Raw genomic sequence first — 11377 nt, forward strand, 5'->3', positions numbered from 1 at the left:
TGGCCTACATCCTGCTGGGACAGCTGTTCAAAGACCGGAGGCTGACAACCATAGCCTGCCTTATCTTTGCCCTGCACCCGGTCCAGACCGAGGCGGTGGCCTGGATCTCCAGCCGGGGCGACCTGATGTTCACGGCTTTCGGCCTGATGATGTTCATATTTTACCGGAAATATTTTCAGACCCGGAAAAAGATACACCTGGCTTTGTCGCTGGCCTGCTTCGTTCCTGCCCTCTTGTCCAAGGAAACGGCCGTGGTCATCCCCCTGCTGATAGTGCTTTATGACTGGCTTTTTGAGAAGCAGGGCAGGGTCAAGGCGCTGGCGGCCGGGTGGAAAAGATACGCACCCTATTTTGTCCTGATCCTGGCCTACCTGGCCGTGCGGCGGATGGCGCTGGGCCGGGTCTCGCAATGCCCCTACTGGGGCGATTCCGTCTGGACCACGGTCTTCACCATGTTCCGGGCGGCCCTGGAATACGTCCGGCTGCTGTTCCTTCCCCTCCGGCTGCGGGTGGACTACGTCTATCAGCTCTCCGCTTCCCTGCTGGACTGGCGGGTGCTTGGTTCCTTGGCAATTTTATCAGGCATCAGCCTGCTGGCCTGGCGGGACATCAAAAAACAAAGATACCTGGCCTTCGGCTGGCTGTGGCTGGTGACCGGCCTGATGCCGGTCTCCAACCTGCTGCCGCTGACTGCCATTCTGGCCGAGAGGTTCCTATACCTGCCCCTGCTGGGCTTTGCGGTATGGGCCGGATATCTTTGGAGCAGGCTGGAGAACAGGAAACTGGCGGCGGCCATCTTATTTCTGGCCCTGACGGCCATGATGACCCTTTCCATAAGACGAAATCTGGAATGGCAGGATCCCTTCAGCTTCTGGACCACCGAGGTTTCCCGTTCCCCCAATTCATACATCGCCCATGATTACCTGGGAAACCTTTATTACCAGAAAGGCGACCTGCCTTCCGCCGAGGGCCATCTATTAAGGGCAGAGGAGCTCGATCCCACATATTTCAACAGCCTGCACGGTCTGTCCCTGGTTTACGCCAAGTGGGAAAAGTACGACCAGGCAATTGTCTATGCCCGGAAAAACCTGTCTTTTGATCCCGCCAGCCCTGACGCCTATATAACTCTGGGCATCAGTTATGGCGGGAAGGGCGATCTGCTTCGGGCGGAAGAAGCCTTTAAACAGGCGGTTTCCATTGATCCTGAAAGCAAGGAGGGATGGACCGACCTGGGGGTCATTTACTCCCAACAGCAGATGTGGGCTAAGGCCGCGGAGGCATATTCCAAGGCCCTGGCCGCCGACCCCGGCGATCCCGGTTCTTATAACGGCCTGGCCCTGGCCTTGATCCGGCAGGGCAATGAAGGTCAGGCCATCGGGCTTTGGCAAAAGGCCTTGGAGTTAAATTTCGATCATCTGGAAAGCAGGATGAACCTGGCCCAGGCTTTGGAAAAGACCGACCCCGCCGGAGCGGCGGCCCAGTGGGAAATATTTTTACAGGCCGCCCAAAAACTGGGCCAGCCTGTCAACCGGGAGTTCATCGGCCGGAGGATCGAAGTCTTGAAGAAAAATGAAAAAAAATAAATTACTCAAACTATCCTTCATCTTTCTGGCAACTATCCTGGCCGGATGCGCCCCCCGCTACCTGTCGCAAAAACCAGAGCCGGAAGTGGCGCTGATCAGGATCGCCCTGGGCCGCGGCCTTCCTCAGGCGGAGGTGCAGGGTGCTGATACCGTCTACCTCAGCGATCAGGAACACAGCTCGGTCATTGTTCCCGGCCAAAATTGGAAGCTGCTGCCGGCGTCCGGAGGGCTGATGATCCAAACCAGCCAGGGTCAGACCCTGGGTCCGATCCGGGGTTTTGTCAGGATCTACTCCCGGTCTCCCTTCTTCATCAATCAACGGGAATTCTCCGGGCCGGCCGAGGTCCGCCAGGCAGCTGACAACGGCCTGCTGCTGGTGATGGAGACCGAGCTGGAGAAATATCTTTTGGGCGTGGTCAGCGCCGAGATGGGCAGCGGCCGCCAGGAACTGGAGGCATTGAAAGCCCAGGCGGTGGCCTCGCGCAGTTACGCCCTCACCAGGATCGGGTCCTCGCCCGAGGCCGGTTACGACATCGAAGCCGGGGTTCAGCATCAGGCATACAATGGCGGCGGAGTTGTCCCGCCCCTGATCCTAAAAGCAGTGGAGGAGACCCGGGGCCAGGTTTTGACCTGTGATGGAAAAGTGATTGCGGCCAATTTCCATTCCACCTGCGGCGGCCGCACCGCCATGCCTTCCGAGGTCTGGCAGGCGGTGGACGAGAGATTTCCCTTCTTAAGGTCCGCCAAAGACGATCATTGCAATATCTCTCCCCGGTATTCCTGGCAGGATACGGTCACCGCCCGGGAAATGCTGGACAAGATTTCCCCCGGCCAGCCCCAGTACAGGATCAAGAATGTGGAGATATTGGACAGATCCAGATCCGGCAGGGTGCAGGCACTTAAGATATCGGCCGATTGCGGGGACACTGTATTGTACAAGGACAAGATCAGGTTTGGACTTTCGGCCAGCCCGGTCTTGAGCACAAGGTTCGATCTGAAGTTGCAGCGGGATGAAGACGGTCTCGTCACTTCCATGATCCTGGAAGGTTCTGGATACGGGCACGGGGTGGGGCTTTGCCAGTGGGGGGCCATCGGAATGGCTAGAGAGGGAAAGAGCTATAAGAATATTTTAAGACATTATTACCGGGAGGTGGAAATTAAGAGGCTTTTTTGATCCGAATGTTTTTATGACAATTTAGCACATTTTTCGGTAATTTTACTGGTTTAAAGCGGCTGTTTTTCAGCCGCTTTTTTTATTGCATTTTAAGCAATTTTAATCTTGCAAAATAACTAAATATAGGTTAAACTTAAAATCCATACTAAGTTAATTATCAAGGAGTTAATATAAATGGACTACAAGCAAATCTTCGGTCTTAAGGACCAGCCGTTCTCCAATGCTCCCGACAACCGTTTTTACTACGACAGCCCCCAGCATTCCCGTGCCATACTTAAGCTTAACCATGCGGCGGAGATGATGAAGGGTTTGGCGGTGGTATTGGGCGACATCGGGACCGGAAAGACCACGGTTTCCCGCCGCCTGCTGGAGATCCTGCCGGACGACCAGTACGAGACCGCCCTGCTGGTGATTGTGCATTCCGAGGTCACCCCGGGGTGGCTGATCAGCAAGATCGCTCTGCAGATGGGGGTGGAAAAGCCGGCCGATTCCAAGGCTGCCCTGGTGGGCCAGCTTTACGAGCAGCTGATGAAGATCTACAACGACGGCCGCAAGGCGGTGGTGATCATCGACGAGGCCAACATGCTCAAGAACAAGGAGATCATGGAGGAGATGCGGGGCCTGCTGAACATGGAGGTCAACGGCAGCATGCTGATCACCTTCCTGCTGTTCGGACTGCCGGACCTGGAGCAGTGCCTGGCTTTGGACCCGCCCTTGCGGGAGCGGATAGCGGTCAAGCACAAGCTGGAGCCGCTGACCTCGGAATCCACCCGGGGCTACATCCAGTACCGGCTTTCGGTGGTGGACTGCACCCGGGAACTGTTCACCGACTCGGCCTACGAGTTCATCCATTTCTATTCCGACGGAAAGCCCAGGCTGATAAACACCATCTGCGACAATGCCCTGCTGGAGGCGGCCATGGCCGGGGCCCAGATAGTTGACGAGACCCTGATAGAAACGGTGGTGGCCGACCTGGGTTTGAAAAGCGAGACCAGCGGAGCCGACACCAAAACCAAGACCCCTGTCTTTTAAGCCTTATGACCAACAATCACTCTTACGTTGATCTGCATCTGCACACCGTTGCTTCCGATGGTACCTTCACTCCGGAGTCCCTGATCCGGCACGCCTCGTCGCGTGGGCTTAAGGCCATTGCCGTCACCGACCACGACGCCTGGGAATCCATCAAGCCGGCCGCCATCCTGGGCGCCAAGCTGGGAATAGAGGTGATCCCCGGGGTGGAGCTGTCCACTTCCATAAACGAAACCGAGATCCACATCCTGGGTTATTTCATAGATTACCTGGACCCGGATTTTCAGAAGGAGGTTTTGCGCTTCAAGCAGGCCCGGATAGAGCGGGCCCAGAAGATCGTGGAAAAGCTGGCGGTGGCCGGGGTGCGGATAGACATCAAGCATGTGCTGGAGATAGCCGGTTCGGGTTCGGTGGGCCGGCCCCACGTGGCCCGGGCCCTGCTGGACGAAGGCTATGTGGGCTCCACCGACGAGGCCTTCAGCCGGTATCTGGGCTTTGGGGCACCGGCCTATGTGCCAAAGAATTTCATGACGCCCCAGGACGCCTTTGAGCTGATCCATTACGTGCGGGGCCTGTGCTTTTTTGCCCATCCGGGAATAGAGGGCCGGGACGAGCTGATAGACCAGTTCGCGGCCTGGGGCCTGGACGGGCTGGAGGTCTGGCACAGCAAGCACAGTTCCTGCCAGGTCAAGCATTACCTGGAGCTGGCCGACAGGAAGGGGATGCTGGTCTCGGGCGGCTCGGATTCCCACGGGGACCAGGACCTGGATTCCATCAAGTACAACCTTAAGGTCTCATACGATGTGGTGGAAAAGATGAAGGCCCGGGTCAACGGCCTGGCCACCCGCAAATGGATGAACGAAGACGGGGAGTGACCGGCCAGGGTAGGATTCCCGGGATAGACAGGATTAACATGATTTACTGGGATTAATTTCTAAATCAAAGGACACATTTACAGGGGCAAACAGGATTAACATGATTTACGGGGTTTAATAACAAAATCCTTAAAGACTGTGAAATTATCCTTTTCAATGGACAGTCGTAATTAACGGGATTTCCCGGGTTTCATTATAAAAAAAAGAAATCATGTAAATCCTGTCAAAGTCCCCCGTTGGTTTTCCCCGAGGAGCCGGATTTTAACTGAAGGAGGTTATTATGCTGAGCGATGAACTGCTGAAACCCCTGCTGGTCCCCAACGACAAGAAGATAGTCCTGATAGTGGCCGACGGACTGGGAGGACTGCCGATGGAAGCGGGCGGCAAGACCGAGCTGGAGACGGCTGTCACTCCAAACATGGATGCGCTGGCGGCCAGGTCATGCCTGGGGCAGACCGTGCCGGTCTCGCTGGGGATCACACCCGGTTCGGGCCCGGCCCACCTGGCCCTGTTCGGCTACGATCCCATTAAATACCAGATCGGCCGGGGGGTGCTGGAGGCTTTGGGCATTGGGCTGGAGATGACCCCGCGCGATGTGGCGGCCCGGGCCAACTTTGCCACGGTCAATTCCGACGGCATCATCACCGACCGCCGGGCCGGGCGGATACCCACCGAGAAGAACATGGAGCTGTGCGCCAAACTGCAGGCGGCCATAAAAAAGATAGACAACGCGGAAGTGATCATCCGCCACGGCAAGGAGCACCGCTTTGTGGTGCTGTTCCGGGGGAACAGCCTCTGCGGCGACCTGTCCGACACCGATCCCCAGCATGAGGGATTGAAAGCCTACCGCTCCCGCTACCTGTGCTCCGAGGGCCAGCCCACCGCGCTGATAGTGGACAAGTTCGTGGCCATGGCAAACGAAGTTTTGAAGAACGAGAGTCCGGCCAATACGGTTCTTTTGCGGGGTTTTGCCAAGCACCCCGACATTCCCTCGATGTACGACCGTTTTGGGATCAAGACCGCGGCCATCGCCGCCTATCCCATGTACAAGGGGCTGGCCAAGCTGGTGGGCATGACCGAGCTGGAGACCGGGCCGTCCACCGAGGAGGAATTCAAGACCCTGGACCGGAACTACGACAAGTTCGATTTCTTCTACATCCACATCAAGAAGACCGACAGCTACGGCGAGGACGGGAACTTTGCGGCCAAGGTCAAGGTGATAGAAGAGCTGGATGCGGCCCTTCCCCTGGTGACCAAGCTCAACCCGGACGTGCTGGTGATCACCGGCGACCACTCCACCCCGGCCCGGCTGAAGGGACACAGCTGGCACCCCAATCCATTCCTGCTTTGTTCTCCCTATGTCCGGACCGAGGGTTTCACCGCTTTCAGCGAGCAGAACTGCGCCAGGGGCAGCCTGGGCTGTTTCCCGTCGGCCGCGGCCATGCCGCTGATGCTGGCCAATGCGCTGAAGCTGGATAAGTTCGGGGCGTAATTCTTATTCGCCACAGAGACACCCTTCGATAAACACTTCGTCCGGGCTCAGTGCAACGCTCAGGGTAAACATCGACACAGAGAATGGTAATTTAAAACTCTTCGAAAGATAATACCATGGCCAAACCAATCATCATCCACGCCACCACCCTTTATGACGGCCTGCACAAGCGCAACAACGTCTACATTGCGGTGGAAGGCGACAAGGTCACAGAACTCTCCACTAAAAAATCCAAGGCCGACGCCGAGGGCATAGTGACCCCGGCCTTCATCGATGCCCACTCGCACATCGGCATGCACCGGGCCGGCGAGCCCGGCGACGAGGGCGAATCCAACGACATCCTGGACCAGTTCCTGGCCAACAACGATCCGCTGGACAGCGTCTACTTTGACGACCCGGCCTTCGCCGAGGCGGTGGACTTTGGGGTGCTCTACAGCTGCATCGTGCCGGGATCGGGCAACCTGGTGGGCGGTCGGGCCATGATCATCAAGAACTTCGCCGCCAACCGGGGCCAGGCCCTGCTCAAGGAATACGGATTCAAGATGGCCCTGGGCTATAACCCCCGCTCCACCGGCGACTGGAAAGGACTCCGTCCCAACACCCGGATGGGCATCTACAGCATGCTGGAGAAGAAGTTCGACCTGGTGCTGGCCAAGAAGCAGAAGGCCGACCTGGCCCGCCAGCGCAAGCTGAAGGATCTGGACCAGAAGGTGCGGGACAAGGACAGCAAACTAAGCGCCCGGGAAATCGAGGATCAGAAGCAGATGACGGAGCAGGAATACGTGCTGGAGTTTGACACCGAGGAGAAGGCCCTGCTGGAGCTGCTGCTGGACAAGAAGACCGCCAAGGTTCACGTCCACAAAGAGGACGACGTGCTGTACCTGATAGAACTGGTGAAAAAATACAAGCTGACGGTCACCGCCGACCATCTGGGCGACGTCCACCACAAGGAGATATTTGACCAGCTGGCGGACAACAACATACCCATCGTCTACGGGCCGCTGGGCAGCCTGCCCTACAAGGTGGAACTGCGCAACGAGCATTACCGCAATGCCGAACTGCTGATGAGGTCCAAGGCCTTTTACGGCCTGATGACCGACCACCCGGTGATCATGACCCCGGCCCTGCGCGACAGCCTGAAATATTTCCTGATCCAGGGGATGAAGGAGGAGGAGGCCGTCGGGATGATCACATTGAAGAACGCCAAGATCCTGGGCATAGACGACAAACTGGGATCCATCGAGCCCGGTAAGCTGGCCAGCCTGGTGGTCTGGGACAAGGATCCTTTGCACCTGGGGGCCTTCCCGCGGCTGGTGATGGCCGAGGGTAAGGTCATCAGGAAACAGAAGTAGGCACTATCCGCAGATTACGCAGATCAACGCAGATTATTTATTCATATTTCTATGACAAAAATCCTCGTCATCTACGACACCTACACCGGCAACACCGGGAAGCTGGCCCAGGCCGTGGCCGATGGCGCCAGGCAGGTGAAAGGAACAGCGGTCACGGTCAAGAAAGCGGACCAGGTCAAGTTAACTGACATGCTGGCCGCCGACGGGATCATCATCGGCTCGCCCGCCTACTATGGGCTGATGACGGCCAAGCTGAAAAGACTGCTGGACAGCACCTTCAAGATCCACGGCAAGCTGGAGGGCAAGGCCGGGGCGGCCTTCACCACCGCCGGCGGTAACGCCACCGGGGCCGAGACCACATTGCTCTCCATCCTCACCGCCATGCTGATCCACGGGATGGTGGTACAGGGCCGGGCCAGCGAGAAGCACTTCGGGGCGGCCTGCGTAGGCAAGCCGGATGCCAAGGCGATAAAGTTTGGAATGGAACAGGGCAAGCGCACGGCGGTGTTGGCCGGGAAACTGAAAAACAAAACCTGAACCCGTTGACATCAGATAAATAGGGATGGAATGGCAAACAAAAGGGAAATCTACCAAGAGCTTTGCCGGAACCTTAACAATTTGCGCTTTGAAAAACTTTGCCGTCAAGCGGGAAAGTTTGGCTTTATGTTCAAGGGTGGCAAAGGGAGCCATAGGATATACGTCCGGGAAGGAATTCCGGAGATGTTGAACTTCCAGAACGTAAAAGGAAAGGCCAAACCCTATCAGGTGCGGCAATTCCTAAAAGTAATTGAGAAATATCATTTGGAGGAAGAAGATAATGTATAAATACGCCATAGAAATATTTTACAGCCAGGAGGATAAGGGGTACATCGCAGTTGCGCCCGAACTGCCCGGCTGTTCGGGCTACGGCGATACCGAAGAATTGGCGTTAAAGGAGATAATGGCGGCGGTGGGCTTGTGGATTGAAACCGCCAAAAGGGAAGGACGCAAAGTGCCCAAAGCCCGGGGTGCGGAGCTTCTGAGCAAGTTTGTGGCTATGGGGAAAAGCGCTGGCAGCGCACGTTTGGCCTCGATACAGCCGGGCATTAAGTAGTGTAAACGTTTCAAAACCGGCCACTCGGCCAACGGCGGGGCAGGTTGCGGGAAGGTAGGAGTGGTGCAAGTGAAGACAGGCCTGCATGGGCACGCCGGATGCCAGAGCGATAAAGTTCGGAATGGAACTGGGCAAGCGGACGGCGGTGCTGGCGGGGAAGCTGAAAAAGTAAACAAGCCTACGAAAAGAGAGGAAGAATCTTGTTGCAAAGGATATTTCTGCCATACTTTGGGGCTGTGATATTTGCCCTACTGATTGGTGCAGGCTGTAGCAAGGAAAATCCTACGATTTCTACTTATGGCAGCATTACGGGAGTGGTAACTGATTCCATTAGCGGGATTGCTATTTCAGGGGCAGCAGTGTTAACCAACCCAGCAACTAGCAACGTAACAACCAATACTTCTGGTCAATTTACAATAAATGGAGTAAATGCTGGCACCTATACGATAACAACAAGCAAAATACATTATAATAGAAAAAGTACTGAAGTTTCTGTTACGGCCAGTAATACAACAAACGCGTATATTGCACTTTCACTTGTTACTGTAAATATAGAATGGATCACAATTCCTGCTGGCAACTTTACCATGGGCAGTACAACCAATGACCTTAATTACAATTATGATGAATTGCCACAGCATACGGTTTACTTAGATGATTACCAAATAAGCAAATACGAAGTAACAAACGCCCAGTATCAAGCATTTATGGATGACGGTGGTTATAGCAATAGTACCTATTGGACTACAGACGGTTGGACTTGGCGCACAAATTCCAACACGACAGAACCCGATTTTTGGACCAGCGGTAATTATAACAGCGGGCTTGCCTTTCCCAATTACCCAGTAGTAGGTGTAAATTGGTACGAGGCCTATGCCTATTGTAAATGGGCTGGCGGAAGCCTGTCCACAGAGGCCCAATGGGAAAAAGCGGCCCGGGGTACCGATGCTCGTTATTATCCTTGGGGCTCTACCTGGGATGGTCTAAAATGCAACAGCAATGATAATGTCTTACCGGATACATTTACCTACAGTTCACAGGTTGGTTACTTTAGCACAGGACAAAGTCCCTATGGAGTTTTTGATATGGCCGGTAACATATGGGAATGGGTCAATGACTGGTACCAAAGTGATTATTACGGCATAAGTCCAACCAGCAACCCCACTGGGCCGACGTCAGGGAGCACCGGTCACGTGCTACGTGGCGGTAGCTTCTATGGCACAAGCACCAACTGTCGTTCTGCCGCTCGTATGTACGAATACAATACATACCTTGGAGACAAAATTGTCGGTTTTCGAGTCGTGAAGTAGAAAAGCTTTAGTGTTTGGTTTACATTGTACATATTTTGTTTTCACTCCTTTTGAGGTAATTTATAAATTGGCATTATTAAGGGGGTGATAATTTGCAGACAATACACAAAATTCTAATAATAAAAATATGACCAACAAACGCGTCATCATCAGCGTCTTCGACAAGACCGGCATCGCCGATTTCGCCAAGAAACTTTCCACCGCCGGGTACCAGATCGTCTCCAGCGGCGGCACTGCCAAGTACCTCCGTGAACAGGGCCTGACCGTCACCGACGTCTCCGACGTCACCAAATTCCCCGAGATGCTGGACGGCCGGGTAAAAACCTTGCACCCCCGGATCCACGCCGGTATCCTGGCCCGCCGGGATGTTCCGGAACACATGGCCAAGCTTAAGGAGCACGACATCCTACCGGTGGACATCGTGGCGGTCAACCTCTATCCCTTTGAGGCCACCGTGGCCAGGCCCGGCGTCACCGACGAGGAGGCCATCGAGAACATCGACATCGGCGGACCCTCGCTGATCAGGGCCGCGGCCAAGAATCACCAGGACGTGGCGGTGGTCACTTCTCCGGACCAGTACCAGGCCGTCATCTCGGAACTGGGATCTTCGGGACAGGTCTCTTACAAGACCAAACGGGAGCTGGCCCAAAAGGCCTTTGCCCTGACCGCGGGCTATGATGCGGCCATCAACCAGTATTTTATAAGAGTCCAAGCGGGGGCAATTCGTGAATTACCCTTACAGGAGTTACCGGAGAACATCAGTCTCAATCTGAAAAAATCACTGCCCCTGCGCTACGGCGAGAATCCCCACCAGCCGGCCGGGTTCTATCTGCCGGCCGGGGTCGAGCCGCCGTTCGAGCAGATCCACGGCAAGGAGATATCCTACAACAACATCCTGGACATGGGGGCGGTCTGGGAACTGGTGTCCGAGTTCTCCGACCCCTGCTGCGTGATCCTAAAACATACCAATCCCTGCGGCTGCGCCTGCGCCAAGGACCTGAAAGCCGCCTACCGGCTGGCCCGGGACGGGGAGCTGCCCCCGGCTCCCATCTCCCGCTTCGGGGGGATCATCGCGGTCAACCGTCCGCTGGACATCGAGGCCGCCGAGGAGATCACCGGCCCCAACAGTTTTTACGAAGTGATAGCCGCGCCGGATTTCCTGCCGGGGGTCAAAGAGATCTTTGCCAACCGCAAGGGCTGGGGGCCGAACGTCCGGCTGGTCAGGATAACAAAAAATCCCGCCAGCCATTATCTGCTGCGCTCGGTCTGGGGCGGGGCGCTGGCCCAGGCTCCGGATGCCGCAACTTTAGATGAATCCAAGTTATCGCAGGCCACCGCCAACAAGCCCACGGCGGCCCAGATGGAAGACCTTATCTTTGCATTCAAAATAGTCAAGCATGTCAAGTCCAACGCCATAGTCATTGCCAAGGACAAACAGCTGATCGGCATGGGGGCCGGGCAGCCCAACC

At 55.7% G+C, this 11377-nt stretch carries 11 protein-coding genes; all 11 read left to right on the forward strand.

The genetic code is table 11. The annotated features are described in order from the left end of the window. Positions 1-1583 (forward strand): tetratricopeptide repeat protein (locus Q7U71_07165; GenBank protein ID MDO9391533.1); only part of this gene is annotated, 1583 nt, incomplete at its 5' end. Then, complete coding sequence (locus tag Q7U71_07170) at positions 1570-2757, forward strand: SpoIID/LytB domain-containing protein (protein MDO9391534.1); 1188 nt, start codon at positions 1570-1572, stop codon at positions 2755-2757. The genes Q7U71_07165 and Q7U71_07170, both read left to right, overlap by 14 nt. 174 nt (positions 2758-2931) lie before the next feature. Next, positions 2932-3789: an AAA family ATPase gene (locus Q7U71_07175; protein ID MDO9391535.1), complete on the forward strand. Its 858-nt coding sequence runs from the start codon at positions 2932-2934 to the stop codon at positions 3787-3789. A gap of 5 nt (positions 3790-3794) precedes the next feature. Further along, positions 3795-4661 (forward strand): PHP domain-containing protein, encoded by an 867-nt coding sequence (locus tag Q7U71_07180; GenBank protein ID MDO9391536.1) that lies wholly within the window; start codon positions 3795-3797, stop codon positions 4659-4661. 280 nt (positions 4662-4941) lie between these two features. Continuing rightward, on the forward strand, positions 4942-6153 hold the full coding sequence (locus tag Q7U71_07185) for a 2,3-bisphosphoglycerate-independent phosphoglycerate mutase (GenBank protein MDO9391537.1): 1212 nt from the start codon (positions 4942-4944) through the stop codon (positions 6151-6153). Between the two features lie 116 nt (positions 6154-6269). Next, positions 6270-7505: an amidohydrolase family protein gene (locus tag Q7U71_07190; protein ID MDO9391538.1), complete on the forward strand. Its 1236-nt coding sequence runs from the start codon at positions 6270-6272 to the stop codon at positions 7503-7505. Positions 7506-7556: 51 nt separating this feature from the next. Next, positions 7557-8042: an NAD(P)H-dependent oxidoreductase gene (locus Q7U71_07195; GenBank protein ID MDO9391539.1), complete on the forward strand. Its 486-nt coding sequence runs from the start codon at positions 7557-7559 to the stop codon at positions 8040-8042. Between the two features lie 30 nt (positions 8043-8072). Then, positions 8073-8330, forward strand: coding sequence for a type II toxin-antitoxin system HicA family toxin (locus tag Q7U71_07200; protein MDO9391540.1), 258 nt, complete (start codon positions 8073-8075; stop codon positions 8328-8330). Then, the gene (locus tag Q7U71_07205) at positions 8323-8598 is read left to right on the forward strand and encodes a type II toxin-antitoxin system HicB family antitoxin (GenBank protein MDO9391541.1); all 276 of its coding nucleotides are present in this window, start codon (positions 8323-8325) and stop codon (positions 8596-8598) included. Before Q7U71_07200 ends, Q7U71_07205 begins: the two co-directional genes overlap by 8 nt. Positions 8599-8798: 200 nt before the next feature. After that, on the forward strand, positions 8799-9908 hold the full coding sequence (locus tag Q7U71_07210; GenBank protein ID MDO9391542.1) for an SUMF1/EgtB/PvdO family nonheme iron enzyme: 1110 nt from the start codon (positions 8799-8801) through the stop codon (positions 9906-9908). Positions 9909-10035: 127 nt separating this feature from the next. Beyond that, the coding region (gene purH / locus Q7U71_07215; GenBank protein ID MDO9391543.1) for a bifunctional phosphoribosylaminoimidazolecarboxamide formyltransferase/IMP cyclohydrolase at positions 10036-11377 on the forward strand (1342 nt) is incomplete at its 3' end.

The sequence above is a fragment of the bacterium genome (assembly GCA_030655055.1).
GTDB lineage: Bacteria > Edwardsbacteria > AC1 > AC1 > EtOH8 > UBA5202.

Coding starts and splice junctions, on each gene's coding strand:
- Q7U71_07170 (MDO9391534.1), top strand. CDS start 1,570: ATGAAAAAAAATAAATTACTCAAACTATCCTTCATCTTTCTGGCAACT.
- Q7U71_07175 (MDO9391535.1), top strand. CDS start 2,932: ATGGACTACAAGCAAATCTTCGGTCTTAAGGACCAGCCGTTCTCCAAT.
- Q7U71_07180 (MDO9391536.1), top strand. CDS start 3,795: ATGACCAACAATCACTCTTACGTTGATCTGCATCTGCACACCGTTGCT.
- Q7U71_07185 (MDO9391537.1), top strand. CDS start 4,942: ATGCTGAGCGATGAACTGCTGAAACCCCTGCTGGTCCCCAACGACAAG.
- Q7U71_07190 (MDO9391538.1), top strand. CDS start 6,270: ATGGCCAAACCAATCATCATCCACGCCACCACCCTTTATGACGGCCTG.
- Q7U71_07195 (MDO9391539.1), top strand. CDS start 7,557: ATGACAAAAATCCTCGTCATCTACGACACCTACACCGGCAACACCGGG.
- Q7U71_07200 (MDO9391540.1), top strand. CDS start 8,073: ATGGCAAACAAAAGGGAAATCTACCAAGAGCTTTGCCGGAACCTTAAC.
- Q7U71_07205 (MDO9391541.1), top strand. CDS start 8,323: ATGTATAAATACGCCATAGAAATATTTTACAGCCAGGAGGATAAGGGG.